At 57.6% G+C, this 16,608-nt stretch carries 16 protein-coding genes; 9 read left to right on the forward strand and 7 right to left on the reverse strand.

Features of this window, described 5'->3' with window-relative positions:
• The first annotated feature begins 201 nt into the window (after nt 1-201).
• Nucleotides 202-1,083 (forward strand): aminoglycoside phosphotransferase family protein, encoded by an 882-nt coding sequence (locus tag IG616_RS16915; protein WP_192149343.1) that lies wholly within the window; start codon nt 202-204, stop codon nt 1,081-1,083.
• A gap of 106 nt (nt 1,084-1,189) precedes the next feature.
• On the opposite strand, the gene IG616_RS16920 is transcribed toward IG616_RS16915, so the two are convergent.
• Together IG616_RS16920 and IG616_RS16925 are read right to left on the reverse strand one after the other, a co-directional pair.
• Nucleotides 1,190-1,933 (reverse strand): response regulator transcription factor, encoded by a 744-nt coding sequence (locus tag IG616_RS16920; RefSeq protein ID WP_192149344.1) that lies wholly within the window; start codon nt 1,931-1,933, stop codon nt 1,190-1,192.
• Nucleotides 1,930-3,351 carry a sensor histidine kinase gene (locus IG616_RS16925; protein ID WP_246476276.1) on the reverse strand — a complete coding sequence of 474 codons (1,422 nt, stop codon included), beginning with the start codon at nt 3,349-3,351 and terminating at the stop codon, nt 1,930-1,932. The genes IG616_RS16920 and IG616_RS16925 overlap by 4 nt, the downstream gene beginning before the upstream one ends.
• A gap of 74 nt (nt 3,352-3,425) precedes the next feature.
• On the opposite strand from IG616_RS16925, the gene IG616_RS16930 reads away from it, so the two are divergent.
• From IG616_RS16930 to IG616_RS16950, 5 genes are read left to right on the forward strand one after another with little or no spacing between them, the layout of a single operon-like run.
• Nucleotides 3,426-4,442 carry an ABC transporter substrate-binding protein gene (locus IG616_RS16930; protein ID WP_192149345.1) on the forward strand — a complete coding sequence of 339 codons (1,017 nt, stop codon included), beginning with the start codon at nt 3,426-3,428 and terminating at the stop codon, nt 4,440-4,442.
• A gap of 13 nt (nt 4,443-4,455) precedes the next feature.
• Nucleotides 4,456-5,937, forward strand: coding sequence for an ATP-binding cassette domain-containing protein (locus tag IG616_RS16935; protein ID WP_246476277.1), 1,482 nt, complete (start codon nt 4,456-4,458; stop codon nt 5,935-5,937).
• The gene (locus IG616_RS16940; protein ID WP_192149346.1) at nt 5,934-6,875 is read left to right on the forward strand and encodes an ABC transporter permease; all 942 of its coding nucleotides are present in this window, start codon (nt 5,934-5,936) and stop codon (nt 6,873-6,875) included. The genes IG616_RS16935 and IG616_RS16940 overlap by 4 nt, the downstream gene beginning before the upstream one ends.
• Nucleotides 6,868-7,830, forward strand: a complete 963-nt coding sequence (locus IG616_RS16945; protein WP_192149347.1) for an ABC transporter permease — start codon at nt 6,868-6,870, stop codon at nt 7,828-7,830. The genes IG616_RS16940 and IG616_RS16945 overlap by 8 nt, the downstream gene beginning before the upstream one ends.
• Nucleotides 7,827-8,738: an SMP-30/gluconolactonase/LRE family protein gene (locus IG616_RS16950; RefSeq protein ID WP_192149348.1), complete on the forward strand. Its 912-nt coding sequence runs from the start codon at nt 7,827-7,829 to the stop codon at nt 8,736-8,738. Before IG616_RS16945 ends, IG616_RS16950 begins: the two co-directional genes overlap by 4 nt.
• Before the next feature lie 58 nt (nt 8,739-8,796).
• Here the strand turns inward: IG616_RS16950 and IG616_RS16955 are convergent, their stop codons facing one another.
• The 4 genes from IG616_RS16955 to IG616_RS16970 form a co-directional block, all read right to left on the reverse strand.
• The gene (locus IG616_RS16955; protein WP_209007686.1) at nt 8,797-9,792 is read right to left on the reverse strand and encodes a zinc-binding alcohol dehydrogenase family protein; all 996 of its coding nucleotides are present in this window, start codon (nt 9,790-9,792) and stop codon (nt 8,797-8,799) included.
• A gap of 38 nt (nt 9,793-9,830) precedes the next feature.
• A complete protein-coding gene (locus IG616_RS16960) occupies nt 9,831-10,622 on the reverse strand; it encodes an ATP-binding cassette domain-containing protein (protein ID WP_192149350.1) in 792 nt (263 codons plus the stop codon).
• Nucleotides 10,623-10,695: 73 nt separating this feature from the next.
• Nucleotides 10,696-11,637 (reverse strand): ABC transporter substrate-binding protein, encoded by a 942-nt coding sequence (locus IG616_RS16965; RefSeq protein ID WP_192149351.1) that lies wholly within the window; start codon nt 11,635-11,637, stop codon nt 10,696-10,698.
• 48 nt (nt 11,638-11,685) lie between these two features.
• Nucleotides 11,686-12,708 carry an ABC transporter permease gene (locus IG616_RS16970; protein WP_192149352.1) on the reverse strand — a complete coding sequence of 341 codons (1,023 nt, stop codon included), beginning with the start codon at nt 12,706-12,708 and terminating at the stop codon, nt 11,686-11,688.
• Between the two features lie 177 nt (nt 12,709-12,885).
• Here IG616_RS16970 and IG616_RS16975 point away from each other — a divergent pair, with 177 nt between their 5' ends.
• The 3 genes from IG616_RS16975 (at nt 12,886) to IG616_RS16985 (ending at nt 15,947) form a co-directional block, all read left to right on the forward strand.
• Nucleotides 12,886-13,746 carry a GntR family transcriptional regulator gene (locus IG616_RS16975; protein ID WP_246476278.1) on the forward strand — a complete coding sequence of 287 codons (861 nt, stop codon included), beginning with the start codon at nt 12,886-12,888 and terminating at the stop codon, nt 13,744-13,746.
• A 383-nt stretch (nt 13,747-14,129) separates the two neighbouring features.
• Entirely contained in the window at nt 14,130-15,443 is a 1,314-nt protein-coding gene (locus IG616_RS16980; protein WP_192149353.1) for a tyrosine-type recombinase/integrase, read from the forward strand.
• Between the two features lie 261 nt (nt 15,444-15,704).
• On the forward strand, nt 15,705-15,947 hold the full coding sequence (locus IG616_RS16985) for a hypothetical protein (protein ID WP_192149354.1): 243 nt from the start codon (nt 15,705-15,707) through the stop codon (nt 15,945-15,947).
• Here IG616_RS16985 and IG616_RS16990 read toward each other — a convergent pair.
• Nucleotides 15,936-16,451, reverse strand: coding sequence for a hypothetical protein (locus tag IG616_RS16990; protein WP_192149355.1), 516 nt, complete (start codon nt 16,449-16,451; stop codon nt 15,936-15,938). The genes IG616_RS16985 and IG616_RS16990 overlap by 12 nt on opposite strands.
• Nucleotides 16,452-16,608: the final 157 nt, after the last annotated feature.

Here is a 16,608-nt window from a genome sequence, read left to right on the forward strand (position 1 = left end):
CATTCTGGAAAAGCTCACAAAATGACCTTTCATCCTCATGCTGAGGAGGGCTGAAGGCCCGTCTCGAAGCATGGGCCGCTTGCTCATTCCTTTTTTTGTCCATCAACGGGGAAATTCAGTCCGCCCCTTGCCCTGTCATGGATTGACGATACACACTTTCCCGGCCACACGTGCCCTGCGTGCGGGACCGGAATAGTTTGCATGTCTGAACACGGCGTCACACTCGATAGCGCGAAGGCGCTGCTTGCCCGCTTTGCAGCTTCTTGGGCATCTCTTCCGATCCGGGAGGTTATCTCCTCCGGTACGGACAATGCGCTGTTTCTGCTTGGAGACGAGAGCGTTCTGCGGATCCCGAAGCGGGAGAGCGCCGCGATCCTGCTTGAAAAGGAACTTGCCTGGCTTCCAAGGCTTCAGGCCTTGCCGCTTGCCGTGCCCAAGGTTCTCTTTCATGGAAAAGCAAAGCAGGAGACCGGTTTCGACTTCGGGATCTTCAAATGGGAGCCAGGGGGGATCGCAACCCCCGATCAGATTGCCGATACGGATCAGGCGGCGGAAGGTCTTGGCCGGTTTCTCACAGGGCTCCACAAGGTTGACACTGACGGGGCGCCAGTGGCGGGACAGGCAAATCACATGCGCGGCGTCTCTTTGCCTGCTTTGACGAAGAATGTGATTGCGGGCATTGAGGTGCTCGCGGACGAGATCAATGCGCCTGAGGCTCGCCGGATCTGGGAGGAAGCCTGCGCGGCTGCACCCGCTCAAAGAGCTGTCTGGCTTCACGGCGATCTGAAGGCGGACAATATGCTCGCTAGTGGCGGTGCGCTTACCGCCATCATTGACTGGGGCCTTGCCGCTGTCGGCGATCCGGCGGTCGATTACGCGGCTGCCTGGTCCTGGGTTGCACCACAGAGCCGGGGAATCTTCCGGGTCTCGTGTGGTCTTTCAGAGGACGATTGGAGCAGGGCGAGGGGATGGGCGCTGCACAACGCGGTCATCGCCCTCAGCTACTACCGCGGCAGGTCCCACGAGGCCTTGTGTGAGCAATCGCGCCTGACATTGAGGCGGTTAGGCCTATCGCCGGTTTGAGAAATGCAGACATCACAGATTGCGGCAGGTCGGGCGAACGGCCGGCTTCCGGGCGTTGCACATTCTGGCATCGCTGGCCTGATGCTTGCTCTTTCATTTCAAGAGTTCAGCGGACTTTTTCGATCTGGCCTTGGTGCGTATCCAGCCACCTCTGCAACTCGCGCTCGGCACTCTCAAGGCTTTCGGCATTGATGGCGCGCAGATTAAGGGCCCGTGTTATGGCGCGGGTGCGTTTGTTGATCGCAAAGTCTGCGGGAGCCGTTTCCAGATTGTCGACGCCCAGTTTGTCATAGAGCGATAGCAGACGGTTCTGGACCGTGCGCAGGGACAGGCCCTGCCGGATGGCAATGATCTTGTCGGACAGTCCGAGGGCCATGTCTATCAGGACGGCATATTCACTGTCCGTGAGCGTGTCGTGCATCCGGATCTGGCGCTGCTGGACCCGGTGTATTTCCTGATCCACGACGATCTGGGCTTCAAGGAACACGCCTCTGAGGGCCAGGTGCAGCCGCTCCTGCGGTGCGGTCTTCAACACGTAGCCATAGGACGTTTCTTGGGGGACAATCCGGGCGATGCCGCGCAAATAAGCCTCGTCGGAATAATTGGACCAGAACAGGATGCGTGTCTTCGACCTTTCGCGCCAGATGGTACGGGCGGCGTCGATGCCGTTCCGTTCCTTCATCTGCAGATCCATGACCACGAAGCAGATGGCGTGCTTGCGTGCCAGCAATTCGCCTTCGGCGCCGTTCGCGGCGTGAAAGATCTCGTCTGCCTCCGGCAAGGCCTGCTGCAACGCCTCGCTGAGGTATCCCGCGTGAAACTGGTCATCTTCGACAAGGAGTATCTTCATGCCGGCTCCTCCGTGGCACTGTAGGAAACAGGCGCCTGGTTCGAGAGACCGGCGAGCGGGAGCTTGACCGTAACGGTCGTGCCGTCCTTGTGTGACATGCCGAACTCTGCGGCAATCAGCCTTGCCCGGGTGCGCATATGGGCAAGGCCTCCGGTTGCCTTGCCGGCCTGCCGTGAACGGCCGGATGCGGTCAATCCCCGTCCATTGTCCATGATCGTCATCTGCAGCCCGGCCTTCAAGCGTTTGACGGTGACGCTGATGTGGTCTGCGTCGGCGTGGCGCGCCGCATTGTTGATGGCTTCCTGGGCAATGCGGAAGAGAGCGATCCGGATGGTGGGGTCCAGGGTGTCGATCAGCCCCTCGGTTTCGTCCACGGTCTCCAGCTTTACCGCCGCCACGTCTTCCACTGCCCGTTCCAGGTGTATGCGCAAGGCATGTGCGAAGCCGAACAGGTCCAGGATCGTGGGAACGGCGGTATCGATGATCCTGCGAAGGTCTGCGATGCAATGCTGGATGCTGTCGATCACCTGCGCCTTGTCGGCCGCCGAAACCATCTTTTCCGCATCACGCATGATCCGGGTCAGATCGGCCAGCGTCTGGTCGTGGAGGTCCATGCCGATGCGCTGGCGTTCCTGTTCCAGGGCGCGTGTCAATTCCAGCGCGCCTTGTCTCAGGCCTTCTTCCCGCGCCTGGGCCTCCGCCCTGACGACCGCCGCGCGTTTGGCTTTTTCATTCGCGCGCAGGGAATAGAAATACGGCGAGAGAACATCGGCAATCTGCCTCACCCGCACGACGGTCGACTCGTCGTAGACATCAGGCAGGCAGGAGGAACAGTTCAGCGCGCCGATCGTGCGGCCAAGAACCTTCATGGCAACGTTCACCCGGCTGCGGAGCTTGTGCTTGATAATCGGCTGGGCCAGCGCCCCTTCGTAGGTGTACCGCTCATCCTCCATCGCGTTGCCCGTGAGCATGAAATCCGTTTCGCCGAGCAGGATGCTGCGAACCGGAGAAATCGCCACCGGTGTGCGTGACAGGCTCCAGCGGGTTTTGATGCCGACTTCGTAGCTGGTGTTCCAGGCGGCCTTGTCGTCCACCAGACAGACGTCCATGTGGTCGATCGGCAGCAGGTTCTCTATTTCCGCCTTGACCGAGCGCAGCGCAGCCCGGATTTCCACCTGACCGGCCAGATGGCTGGAAATGCGCAGTAGGGAGACGAGGGCATTGGGCTCCGTCATCTCCTTATTTTCATTAGCTTCCTGCCGCATGGTGACGACAAGCTCCTCCCGATTACCGGCGTTCAGTGTGCGGTAGGTGGACTGCGACGGCAAGCCGTCAGTCCGGCGTTCCTTCGCATGACAGTTGCGGGTTCCCGCAATCGTGGTGCGTAAGTATGGCTTTACCCGTTTCCCTTCCCTCATCAATCTGGCTGCCGGACGCGTTTGGGAGAACCGTGTCCTTTTTTGATGGCGCCACGCGGCGCCAGGGAGGAAACATGAACAGCAAAGCCAAGTTATTGGGAGCTGCCGCTCTTGTGGCGCTCGCCCTGCCGGGGTCTGCGATTGCGGACACGGCGGACAAACGTATCGCACTTTCCAACAACTACGCCGGCAACTCGTGGCGCCAGGCCATGCTGGAAAGCTGGTCAAAAGTCGGCGGCAAGGCCGTCGCGGATGGGGTCGCCGCCGCAGCCGATGCATTTACCACATCCGAAAACCAGGCCACCGAGCAGGCCGCCCAGATACAGAACATGATCCTGCAGGGCTATGATGCGATCGTCGTCAACGCGGCCTCTCCGACGGCCTTGAACGGCGCGATCAAGGAAGCCTGTGATGCCGGAATTACGGTCGTTTCCTTCGACGGCATCGTCACGGAACCTTGCGCATGGCGTATCGCCGTGGACTTCAAGGAAATGGGCCGTCAGCAGGTCGAGTATCTGGCCTCGCGTCTGCCAGATGGCGGCAACCTTCTCGAAATCCGCGGACTTGCGGGCGTTTTCGTGGATGATGAAATCCACGCCGGCATAGAGCAGGGCGTCAAGGAATTCCCGAAGTTCAAGATCGTCGGGTCCGTTCATGGCGACTGGGCACAGGATGTCGCCCAGAAGGCGGTCGCGGGTATTCTGCCCAGTCTTCCGGATCTTGCCGGGGTCGTGACCCAGGGCGGTGACGGCTACGGCGCAGCGCAGGCCATCAAGGCGGCTGGACGCGAGACCCCGATTATCGTGATGGGGAACCGCCAGGACGAGATGAAATGGTGGGCCAGTGCGCGTGACGAGAACGGCTATGAAACCTTGTCGCTCTCTATTGCTCCGGGGGTCGGAACGCTCGCCTTCTGGGTTGCCCAGCAGATCCTGGACGGGGCTGAAGTGCCCAAGGATCTGACCGTGCCCTTCCTGAAGGTGACCCAGGACACGCTCGACGAAACCCTTGCTTCCACGCCCGTAGGGTCGGTGGCCAACGTCGAATACAGCCTGGAAGACGCCAAGGCCGTCATCGCTGGCGCCAAGTAAGGGAGAGGCTGACTTGCAACTGGCAACTGGCGCCGGTGGACCGGAATCGGATGTCCCGTTGGTTGCTCTTTCGGGCGCGTGCGTGCACTTCGGTGCGGTGCGCGCGCTCGACGGGGTCAGTCTGACCATCAGTCCCGGCGAATGCGTCGGTCTGATCGGTCACAACGGTGCTGGCAAATCCACGGCCGTCAATGTGATCAATGGCGGACTGACGCCAACCAGCGGCTCTGTGCAATACACGCTCGCCGACGGTACCGTGGGCACAGGGGCTGCATTCGCAAGGGCTTGCGGTATCCGCAGCGTCTTCCAGGAGCTTTCGCTCTGCCCCAATCTTACCGTGATGGAGAACCTGCGCGTTCCCCATCGCGATCTCACAGGTTTCGGCTGGCGTAAGACCGCCGCGGGACGCATTTCCAGGGCTCTCGACGAGATCTTCCCTGACCACCGGATCGAACCGGGCATGACAGTCGGGGATCTGACTCTGGCAGAACGGCAGATGGTGGAAATCGCTGCCGGTTTTGCCGAGGGCGCAACGCCGGCACGCCTTGTCATCCTTGACGAACCGACCTCTTCTCTGGATGCCGCGATAGCCCGGCAACTGCTGCAACATGTGCGCAGGTTCTGCGCAAACGGCGGTGCGGTCATCTTCATCTCGCACATGCTTGGCGAGGTGTTCGAGGTGGCAACCCGAATTGACGTCATGAAGGACGGCAAGATCATCGCCAGCAAACCGGCTTCGGACTTCACCCCGCAGAGCCTGATCAATGCCATGGGGCATGTTGCGAAGGAAAAGGCTGAGGCCGGAAGTGCAGTCGAAAGCGGTCAGCGCATTGGGGGCGAAGTTCTGAGGACAACGGAAGGCCTGACCGCCCGCAAAGGGGAAATCGTCGGGCTGGCTGGCCTTGCCGGACATGGCCAGGCAGAAGCCCTGGCGCGCTTTTTCATGTCCCGGTCAGGGGGGCTTCGGCAGGTGAAGGAACCGGAAGTCGCGTTCGTTGCCGGAGACAGGGGCCGTGATGGTGTCATGCCGCTCTGGTCGATCCTTCGCAATCTCACCCTGACGCATCTGCCCAGCCTTGTCCGTCATGGCCTTGTGGTCTCCGCTGCGGAACGGAAGCTGGGAGCGGACTGGAAGGAACGCATCGGCATCCGGACGGACAATCTGGAGAACCTCATTCTGTCCCTGTCCGGGGGCAATCAGCAAAAGGTGCTCTTTGCCCGGGCGCTCGCGTCCACCGCACCAATCGTGGTGATGGACGACCCCATGCGCGGCGTTGATGTCGGCACCAAGCAGGAGGCCTATGAGATGATCCGCTGGGAAGCCGGGAGAGGGCGCACGTTCCTCTGGTATTCGACGGAAACCGACGAGGTCTGCCAGTGCGACCGGGTATTTGTCTTCCGGAACGGCCGGATTTCAGCGGAACTGACAGGATCCGATATCAATGAGGAGAACATTCTGGCTGCTTCGTTCGAAATGCAGGGGGACGGCGCATGAGCAGCCGGTACAGAATTCTTCTTCCTGTTCTGTCGCTGGCGGTGCTGCTCGCGGCGGTCTTCTATCTTCAGCCGCGGGCGATGAGCTACTTCGGGCTGAACCTGCTCTTCAATCTTGCCATCCCGATTGCTCTGGCGACCATTGCCCAGATGATGGTGATCATGGTCAATGATATCGATCTTTCGATCGGGACATTTGTTAGTTTCGTTGCCTGCGTGACCGCCACGTTCCTGAACGAGGCTCCTCTCCTGGGCGCGGCGATCCTCTTGGCATCGATCCTTGCCTACGCGGCGATCGGCGCGCTCATTCACCTGCGCCAGCTTCCGGCAATCGTGGTGACCCTCGGCATGTCCTTCGTCTGGGGCGGCCTCGCGGTGCTGCTTTTGCCCTCGCCGGGCGGCACATCTCCGGCATGGATACGGGCCGTGATGACCGTCAAGCCGCCGCTGGTTCCAATGGCTGTGGTCGCGTGCTTGCTGATTGCAGGATTGACGCATCTGCTGATTATGCGGTCCGCGACCGGCACACTCCTGCGGGCCGTTGGCGGTAACGCCCAGGCCGTTGCGAGATCCGGCTGGTCCGTGACAGGGCTGAAGGCGGGCGCCTATGCGCTGGCCGGCTTCTTCGGCGTTCTTTCAGGTATCTGCCTTGTCGGGCTGACGACGTCGGCGGATGCGAACATTGCCCTTCGCTACACATTGCTCTCGATTGCCGGGGTCATTCTGGGAGGAGGGGAGTTTACAGGCGGCAGGGTTTCCCCTGTTGGAGCGGTGATCGGTGCACTGACGCTGGCTCTTGCCGGAAGCTTTCTCTCTTTCATGCGGCTGTCGCCGGACTGGCAGATCGGCGCGCAGGGCGCAATCCTTATTCTGGTCCTCGCTGTCCGGCTGCTGTTCTCCCGGCACGGCAAGAAATGGAGGGTCGCTAACAATGGCTAGCTCCCGGCTTTCGCTACTCCTTGCCATTCTAAGGCGCCCCTGGTTCTGGGCATTTGCCGCCAGCACGATCGCTTTCTTCGCTACCCTCACCTTATCCGAGGGACGCGGCGGCGGCGAACTGTTGTCCGCAGCGCTCACCTTTGCCTCGTTTTCCGCAATCGTCGGCATTGGCCAGATGTTCGTCATTACCCTTGGACCGGGAAACGTCGATCTGTCCATTCCGGCAACCATGACCCTGGCAGGCACGTTGTCGCTGAAGTTCATGGACGGTCAGACGGCCCTGATCCTGCCGGGACTGGGAAATGCTCTTGCGGTTGGCATCGCTGCAGGGGCCTTCAACTACCTGCTGATCCGTCTGTTGCGCATCCCGCCGATCATCGCGACCCTGTCGGCATCGTTCCTCTATCAGTCGCTCGCAATCTGGTGGAACCGCGGCCTCAGGATCAAGCCGCCCGAGGCCCTTGCGGATTTTGCGACCGGTTCAACTGGAGGAATTCCCAATCTCACGATCATCGGCATTCTGATCGCCGTCGTGAGCTGGGTCCTGCTTGAACGGTCCATCTTCGGCCGGTGGGTCTCGGCTTTTGGCCAGAACACCCGCGCCGCGCGGCTGAGCGGGGTGCCGGTGGAGGCTGTCCGGGCTGCCACCTACATCTCCTCCGCGGTGCTGGCCTCGCTCACCGGCTATCTTCTGGCGAGTTTTTCGGGAGGAGCGGCGCTGAACATGGGCACGGAATATCTCCTGATCTCCATTGCCGTCGTCGTCATCGGAGGCAGCTCCATCGCTGGCGGAAATTCGAATGTTCCCGGCATCTGGGGCGGGGCGCTTCTGATGTTCCTGGTTGTTTCGATGTTGAATTCCTACGGGTTTGGCGCAGGTGTGCGCCTGATCATGACGGGCGCCATCATCATCGCAATTGTTGCTGCCGCATCCGGAAAGGGCAGATCAGTATGAACAGTATCTCTTCGCCTTATCGGATTGACGACCCGAGATTTCAGGCGCTCATCCAGAAGAATGCCAGATTGCATCAGATCGCGGCCGGGTTCGAATGGACGGAAGGTCCCGTCTGGTTCGCCGATCATCAGCATCTGCTTTTCTCCGATATTCCGGGAAACCGGATGATGCGGCTGACGCTCGACGGTCATGTCAGCACCTTCCGCCATCCCTCCGGATACAGCAATGGCAACACCCGTGACCGTCAGGGCCGTCTGGTCTCCTGTCAGCACGGAACACGGTCCGTGACCCGCACCGAGATCGACGGCAGCCGGACGGTGCTCGCAGACAGCTATCAGGGCAAACGCCTGAATTCCCCGAACGACGTCATCGTGCAGGCGAACGGCGCCATCTGGTTCACGGATCCGACCTACGGCATTCTGAGCGACTATGAAGGCTACGCGGCAGATCCCGAACAGTCCGCCCGTAATGTCTTCCGCATCGATCCGGTCACCGGCAAGGTCGAGGCAATGATCACGGATTTTGTCCAGCCGAACGGTCTCGCCTTCTCGCCCGACGAAAGCCTGCTCTATGTGGCCGAATCCGGCTCCAGCCACGATGCAGATGTTCCATCCGTCATCCGCGCGTTCCGGCTGGACGAAACCGGCAAGATCCTGTCGGATCATGTCTTCGCCGAGATCGACAAGGGGCTTCCGGATGGGATGCGTGTCGATGCCGCCGGCCATCTGTGGAGTTCGGCTGCTGACGGGATCCATTGCTTTCATCCGGATGGAAGCCGGCTCGGCAAGATCCTGGTGCCGGAAGTCGTGTCCAATCTCTGCTTTGGCGGCACCCGCGGGAACCGGTTGCTGATCACCGCAACCTCTTCGGTCTATTCGATCGCAGTGAATGCGAAATCAGCCGTCTGATGATGCTTGGTTGCGATGACGGTTCCCGCCGAACGGCAGCTCGGATCCTGAGGTGAACTTACAAAGTTACGATGGCTTTGATCAGGGCCTCGCGGTCCTCCGCCAGTTCGCCGAACCGCGCGGGAAGATCCTCCAGGCGAAGCGTCAGCGTGCAAAGCGCACCGGTGTCGATCCGGCCCTCCCGGATGGCCGTCATCACGGTCTCGAAGTCTTCCCGGGTCGCATTGCGGCTGCCGATGATCTGCGCCTCGCGCTTGTGGAACTCCGGGTCGCTGAAGCTGATGGTTTCCTTGACGACGCTCACCAATACATAGCGGCTGCCATGGGCAAGGAGCGGAAAACCGGCTTCGATGGCCTTGGCATTTCCGGTCGCATCGAAGACGACATCGAAACCGTCCGCGAGCGGCCCGGAAAGAATGTCGCTGCCGGCCAGATGCGTGTCGGTGAAGCCGAATTTCTCTCTCGCCTGGGCAAGCCGGGTCTGGCTGATGTCCAGAAGATGGACCTCGGCTCCGGACAGGCGCGCGAAGAGCGCTGCGCCGAGACCAATGGGACCCGCGCCGGTCACCAGAACGCGGTCCTCCGCCGACAGGGTGGCCCGCCGCACGGCATGGGCGCCAATTGCCAGGAATTCCACCATCGCCGCCTGGATCTCGCTCAGCCCCGTCGCTGGATAAAGGTTTTCTTCCGGTACGGCGATGCGGGCACACAGGCCGCCATCGCGGTGAACGCCCAGAACCTCGATGCTGCTGCAGCAATTCGGTTTGCCGCGCCTGCAGGCGCGGCAGTGGTTGCAGGACAAATAGGGATTGACGACCACCAGCTCGCCTTCCGCCCAGTTTCCGGTGCTCCTCGCGATCCGTCCGCTCAATTCATGGCCGATGACCCGCGGATAGTTCAGGAACGGATGCTTGCCCTCGAATATATGATAGTCCGTGCCGCAAATCCCGGCCGCGGCGATATCGACAAGCGCCCAGCCTTCCGGCGCAATTACAGGCAGCTCGCGTTGCTCTATCCTGAAGAGACCGGGCTCTACCACTGTGCCGCAGGCCATAGCCTGCGCCGCTGCCGGGTGTTTGTTCTGTTCGATATTCATTGAATGGTTTCCCTGCTCCTCGGAACCCAGTTATGCGGCAGCTCGCCCTTTATAATCAGGCTCAACACATCGTCCTTTGTAACGTCTTCAATCGGGTGCGAGCCGACTTTGCGGCCCTTGTTCATGACGACGACACGGTCACAGAGCTCGAACACGTCGTGCATGTCGTGGCTGACAAGCAGAATGCCGATGCCTTCGTCGCGCAATTGCCTGATCAGGGCGCTCACCATGGCTGTCTCCGAAGGGCCGAGAGCGGCTGTCGGTTCATCCATGATGAGGATTTTCACGTTGAAATAGATTGCCCTTGCGATCGCAATGACCTGCCGCTGCCCGCCGGACAGGCTGGAGACCGGATCGTTCAGGTTCTTGAAATTCGGATTGAGTCTTTTCAGCACGCGGACGGCCTCGGACATCATTTTTGTGTCATCAAGATTGCCGAACCTCGTTTTCAGTTCGCGGCCGAGAAAGAGGTTTGCCGGGGCGTTCAGATGATCTGCCAGAGCCAGGGTCTGGTAGATCGTCTCAATCCCGAGGTCCCGGGCATCATGTGGCGTCTGGATCTCAGCGATCTCGCCGTTCACCTTGATGGTGCCCTGGCTCGGGAGCATCGCGCCGGACAGAATGCGCATCAGGCAGGACTTACCGGCGCCGTTATGGCCGAGAACGCCGACGACCTCCCCGGGATAAAGATCAAGGGACACGCCGTTGACAGCTCGAACCCCGCCGAAGTGCTTTTCTATGTTGTCCATTTGCACCAGCGGTGCCGCAGACGGAGCATCTGGTTTCATGTTCCAGGTCCCAATCGACAGGAGATAAGGACCGGAAGCCTTGAGAGCAGGCCCCCGGTCACGTTGCTTCGGTTTAGTAGAGGACGTTCTGGACTTCCGGCTGATCGATGTTGGCCTTGGTCGCCAGAACGACACCGGTGTCGATGTAGCTCGGAACGGTTTCACCGCTCAGCAGCTTCAGGAGAGTCTGGACACCGATTTCGCCCATCTGGAACGATCCCTGCACAGCAGTTGCGGCCAGGGTGCCGTCCCGGACGAAGTCCTGGAGGTCGGTGTTCCCGTCAAATCCGATCGCCTTGACCTTTCCGGCCTTGCCGGACTGCACCAGCGCGCGTCCCATGCCAATGGCCGTCGGTTCATTGGCACCGAAAATCCCGTCGAGATCAGGGTTCGCCGCCAGAACGTCGGTCGTCTGGTTCAGCGCAGTGGCCATCTGGGACTGGGAGTAATAGGGGCCGACGATTTCGATCTTCGACTTTGCCTCGATCTGCTTCGTAAAGCAGCCAACGCGGCCGATTTCCGACCCAACGCCCGCGACATAGGACATGACTGCCACTTTGCCTTCGGTGCCGATCTCGGAGATCATCTTGTCAGCAACCAGCTGACCGGCTGCGCAGTTATCCGTCGACAGGAAGCTCTGATAATAGTCCTTGCCGCTGTCGGAGAGGGCGGAATCGATGATGACGACCGGGATTTCGGCCTCGAACGCCTTCTTGACGGCAGGGATAAGCGCTTCCGGATCGGATGGGGCCAGAACAATGCCGGATACGCCGCGGTTCACCGCGTTTTCAACGAGGTTGACTTGGTCTGCAACGGCGGACTCCGAAGCCGGGCCGTTGAAGGTCATCGTGTGGTCTTTCTGGCCCTCGATCGCGGCGGAAGCGCCCTTGTTGACGTTCTGCCAGAAGTTGGAATTGGTTGTCTTGACGATAACTGCGATTTCGCCTGCTTGCGAGGCACCGGTGGAGAGGGCGAGCGCACTCACCGTCATCGCTGCAGTAATAAGCTTCTTCATAATATTCCTCCTCTATCTGAAGTTGCCTTGGTTTGCCGGCCGGCTTCCTCAACGCCGGTTTCTGATCTGATCGATGTAGACAGCCAGAATGACGATCACGCCGATCACGATTTGCTGGATGAATGCCGACACCCCGGCCATGTTCAGGCCGTTGCGGAGAACTCCGATGATGGCAGCGCCGATCATCGTTCCTGAGATGTTGCCGATGCCGCCCATGAGAGATGCCCCGCCGATGACGGCTGCCGCGATCGCGTCGAGTTCGTACATCACGCCTTCGTTGGGCTGGACCGTTACCAGGCGCGACATAAGGACGTTTCCGGCAAGACCGGCCAGAGCCCCTGAAAGTGCATAGGCGAAGATTTTTGTCCGGTCGACCAGGACGCCGGACAGGCGGGCGGCTTCCTCGTTGGAGCCAGTGGCGTAGATATGGCGCCCTGTTTGGCGGCGCCTCAAAAGGTAGGCGGCTGCGACGGCTACGACGGCCAGCAGGATCACCGGATAAGGGATCCCCGGGAAAACGACCTTCGGGAAGATGCCGCCGGTTTTTTCGACAATGCGGAACAGGGAGCCGTTGCCAAGCAGGCCGAAGCTCTCGCCCAACCGTGAAATTGGTGCTGCGCCCGTCAGTTGAAGGGCAAGGCCGCGTGCGATCAGCATCATGCCGAGCGTTGCCACAAACGGCGTGATTTTCATCTTGGTGATGACAAACCCATTCACAAACCCGCAGGCCGCCCCGGCCATAACACCGATTGCCATGGCGGGCGCCACGGGAATGCCCGCCTTGACGCTCAATCCCGTGATCGTTCCGGACAGCGCCAGAACAGACCCGACGCTGAGATCGATGCCTCCGGTGATGATGACGAGCGTCATGCCTATCCCGAGCAGGCCGATAACGGAGGTCTGCAGGAGCACCGTCAGCCCGTTGTTGACCGAGAAAAAGGCGGCGTTCCCGAAGGAGAACGCGAAGATCAGAAGGGCGAGCGTCAACAGTGCCGACAGCTTGTGGTATGAGCCCGGAGAGAGTTTGAATGTCCAGAAGGCCGGCGCCGCCCCTCGATCAAGATCCGCCATATGTCCTCCCGATCGTATTTTGAATTTAATAATTAAATACAATATGAGAGTGAGCCTCTTCCCCTGTCAATAGTATTTTATAAATCAGTACAGAATCGGGAATTGTTGAGCATTCCGGATATGTTAGGTTGCGGCATGGCGAGAACGGACGATCGATTCAGAAGCGCATACAACAGATTGCTGGACATCTGCGGCAGCATGGACATTGGCGGCCAATTGCCCGCCGAGACCGTGCTTGCCGACAGGATGGACGTCAGCCGGACGATTGTGCGCAGCGCTCTTCAGAAGCTGGACTCGGACAAGCTCATTCGCTGGGAGGGCAGGAACAAGACCCTGATCCGCAAGCCTGAGCCTGAACACCGTCTCGAGGTGGAAGAAGGCACGCTGTCCACGGAGGAGCTGGAACAACGGTTCTTTGAGTGGATCCTGCGTTTCGACGTTCCGGCCGGCACGGCTCTCAATGTCGCCCAGTTCTCCCGGCAATTCGGTGTTCCGGTTCACAACCTTCAGGAGTTTCTGGCAGGTCTCAGCCGGCTCGGTCTCGTGGAGCGGCGTCCCAGAGGCGGCTGGTTCCTTTTGGGGTTTACGTCGGAATTCGCGATTGAACTTTCCGATTTCAGAATGGTCCTTGAACTGAATGCGGTAAGGCAGTTGCTCACCCTGCCGCCCGAACATGAAATCTGGCAGAAACTTGAGACGTTGAAGCAGGAGCATGAGGACCTGAAGGCGGTCCTCAAGGACCGGTACCATGACTTCTCTCTGCTGGATGAAAAGTTCCATTCAGCCATAAACAGCGTCGTCAAGAACCGGTTTGTCCTGGAAGCTCAAAAGCTCATCAAGCTGATCTTCCACTACCATTACATGTGGGACAAACGCGATGAGCTGGAGCGCAATGCCGCCGCCATAGAAGAGCATCTGGAATGGATCAATGCGATCCTGGCCCATGACGTGGAGAAGTCGGAAGCTGCGGCTCTCAAGCACCTCAGAAGATCGAAGGTGACACTTCTGCAGTCTCTGCGCGGCCACAAGTTCGCTTGACCGGTGCCAAACCGTTCGGAAGGCCCGGCGGCAGCGCCACGAACAAGGACCGCGCCGGCCTCAGGCAGCAGATTTGTTTGTTCACGCAGGAGAGGATGAAGCTCGGATCGGAAGCGCATGAGCCTGCACGCAATGCTGTCTGCCGCTATCCGGATCGAACCCGTCAAAACGGCCAGATACCACGCGGGCAATCTGCCGGGCGGATATTTTCAAAAAAAGCTAAGTTATTGGGAAAAATGGTCGGAGTGAAAAGATCATAATAAATATATGGAAAATAAGGACTATTTTTGCTATAATCGGCTACACAGAACCTACACAGGTACGAGACGTCAATAGGTTAGGCCTCAAATCTGCACGGTTTCTGCACAGTGGAGCGTATGAGGATGGCGTTTATTGTCGATAAGGAGCGGATCAAAACTGGCTTGATTATTTTCCGGCGCGGCGATGTCACGCATAACAACTTCTATTGCCGCATTAAGCTGCCGAATGAAGATCGCTATAAGACGATGTCGCTACGGACACCCGACCGGGAATTAGCGCGAGATCGTGCGCTGGATCAGGACGCGGAAATCCGTTTTCGCATCAAACATGATGTGGCTGTGTTCAACCGACCTTTTCGTAAGGTTGCCGAAGAGTATCTGGCGGTTCAGCAGCGCCGCGCGAATGCCGGAGAGATTTCGGCTAACCGCATCAAAAACCTGAAAAACATTTTCGAATGCGCGCTGGAAGACTATGTCGGCAGTACGCAAATTCATCTCATAGGTCAGGACCGTTGGACGCAATATCCAACCTGGCGGCGGGAAAACGGCACCGGACGGTTTCGCGAACAGGTCAGCGATTCAACCATCTCAACCGAGATGGGGGCGTTCAAGGCTGTTATCAATTTCGCTATCAGTAAACGCTATGTGCCTGCGAGCCACCGTTTTGAAGGCAGACCAAAGCTCAAAATGCCCAAACGCGATGCGTTTACGACAGAAGAGTATCGCAAACTCCATAGCGTTGGCCGTGCCTGGATTAAAAAGGCAACCAGTCCTCAAGGTACTTGGTATCGTACCATCTGCTATAATTTTATTCTGATCATGTGCAACACCGGTATGCGTCCGTCCGAAGCCAAAAATTTGCGCTGGCAAGATGTTACGCATGCCAACGACCGCAACGGACAAGAAATTGTCGTCTTGTCTGTGCGGGGAAAGGGAAAGTCCCGTAAACTGGTCGCCCCAAAGAGCGTGGGCGACTATTTGGAGAGGGTGAAGACGCTTTCCAAGGCGACCCGACCTGACGATGCGGTCTTCACCATCATCAACGGGAAGCCTGCGAAATTTCTCTATAGCGATACAGTCAAGCAGTTGCTTGAAGAAGCGGACTTAAGAGACGGACCCGGCGATATTCCTCGCTCCACCTATTGTTTCAGGCATACTTACGCGACGATGCGACTGAGCGAAGGCGTCGATGTCTATATTCTGGCCGAGCAAATGGGAACATCGGTTAAGATGATCGAAAACCACTATGGACATGTCAATACCATCAAACATGCGGATCGCGTGCTGATGGGGATGACCGGGTGGGAGTCCATCATTGAACCTGATGCGGACCGGGAAAAGGCTGCTCGAATGTCAAAAGCAGCAGCAACGCGCGACAAGGCGGCGCGGCCCGCGCATAACCGCCGTCCTCGCGCCAAAGGAAACCCCTCAAGCTAGGGTTTCCAAAATCCCGCGTCCGGCCCGGACTTCCAGCGGGATTGGAATTTCGCTGCTCCGCCGATGGCAAATAGGATCAGCGAACGACTTTATGAAATGAGCAATTTTTGAAAGATTGCCAAATAGCCTTGGAAGAAAGCACGTCCAACGTCAGTAAAATCACTGTCAAAGACAGCAAATATTCATGAAATTGTAATATATAATGTTATGATAATCAGATATTATTTCGAAATGTAGATATATAACAATAGGTATAATATTATGACTGATTCTTTTGAAGAAAAATCGGATTTTCAAATAGTAGCAAAGCTTTTAGGTGAGAAACGAGATGGTAAAAAGGCAGAAATAGACCTTTTTACAGAAAAAAGTCTCACCAGACGATTATGCGACCAAGGTCTGTTTGACTCTGATCTTGATAAAAGAATTGATGACGCAATTAGTAACGAAAACATTATCAATGTTGGCATTCCGTTTAAGGCAAAATCGTCAGACCTATGTCGTTGATTTTTCACACTTTAATTCGGTTCTGACTGGAAAATCAAACGTTGCAGACGATCTCTTATCGGACGTATAAAACATAATATCTCCAACCTTATAGTCAGTTATCCAGTAGCAAATTCTTTTTTCACTACAATCCATTCTGGCTATTGCTGAGTATTCTATTTCCTTTGTGGTAGATAGTTTCTCCTGTTTTCTTATGTCTTCAAATATTTTCTTCTTAACTTGAGTTAATATATCTTGATCTAAATCAAAGAATGGGCTTGAGCTAAATTCGATTTGAGCTTCTTCTTTTATTGAATACTTGTGTGATAAATCTACGCTTCGACAACCTTCTCCTATATCAAACGAGAATTCATTTTCTTTTTTCTGAACTACATTTTCCTTGTAGGAAATACTCGCTTTTATAGTATCTTGTTTAGAGCAAAAAGACAAAGTAGATACTAGCAATACAATAACTACTGCTACAGTTATTGGTTCTACTTGCAGAACATTAGAACTGTGTCTCATGTTTAGCATCTGAGTGTCCTAGGCTGCTTTTTGTTGATTTCCATTGAGAAGTGACCCGGCTTGGCCTGATATTTCCATTGAGAATTGACCCATGTTTGAACCTTCCCTCGCGTGTTTTCAGCGGGGGCTATGGAGTGATCGACATGGCGTTATTGAG

The sequence above is a fragment of the Roseibium litorale genome, from assembly GCF_014842915.1.
Classification (GTDB): Bacteria; Pseudomonadota; Alphaproteobacteria; order Rhizobiales; family Stappiaceae; genus Roseibium; species Roseibium litorale.

Coding starts and splice junctions, on each gene's coding strand:
- IG616_RS16980 (WP_192149353.1), top strand. CDS start 14,130: ATGGCGTTTATTGTCGATAAGGAGCGGATCAAAACTGGCTTGATTATT.
- IG616_RS16965 (WP_192149351.1), bottom strand. CDS start 11,637: ATGAAGAAGCTTATTACTGCAGCGATGACGGTGAGTGCGCTCGCCCTC.
- IG616_RS16985 (WP_192149354.1), top strand. CDS start 15,705: ATGACTGATTCTTTTGAAGAAAAATCGGATTTTCAAATAGTAGCAAAG.
- IG616_RS16990 (WP_192149355.1), bottom strand. CDS start 16,451: ATGAGACACAGTTCTAATGTTCTGCAAGTAGAACCAATAACTGTAGCA.
- IG616_RS16930 (WP_192149345.1), top strand. CDS start 3,426: ATGAACAGCAAAGCCAAGTTATTGGGAGCTGCCGCTCTTGTGGCGCTC.
- IG616_RS16955 (WP_209007686.1), bottom strand. CDS start 9,792: ATGGCCTGCGGCACAGTGGTAGAGCCCGGTCTCTTCAGGATAGAGCAA.
- IG616_RS16940 (WP_192149346.1), top strand. CDS start 5,934: ATGAGCAGCCGGTACAGAATTCTTCTTCCTGTTCTGTCGCTGGCGGTG.
- IG616_RS16970 (WP_192149352.1), bottom strand. CDS start 12,708: ATGGCGGATCTTGATCGAGGGGCGGCGCCGGCCTTCTGGACATTCAAA.
- IG616_RS16950 (WP_192149348.1), top strand. CDS start 7,827: ATGAACAGTATCTCTTCGCCTTATCGGATTGACGACCCGAGATTTCAG.
- IG616_RS16960 (WP_192149350.1), bottom strand. CDS start 10,622: ATGAAACCAGATGCTCCGTCTGCGGCACCGCTGGTGCAAATGGACAAC.
- IG616_RS16915 (WP_192149343.1), top strand. CDS start 202: ATGTCTGAACACGGCGTCACACTCGATAGCGCGAAGGCGCTGCTTGCC.
- IG616_RS16945 (WP_192149347.1), top strand. CDS start 6,868: ATGGCTAGCTCCCGGCTTTCGCTACTCCTTGCCATTCTAAGGCGCCCC.
- IG616_RS16920 (WP_192149344.1), bottom strand. CDS start 1,933: ATGAAGATACTCCTTGTCGAAGATGACCAGTTTCACGCGGGATACCTC.
- IG616_RS16925 (WP_246476276.1), bottom strand. CDS start 3,351: ATGAGGGAAGGGAAACGGGTAAAGCCATACTTACGCACCACGATTGCG.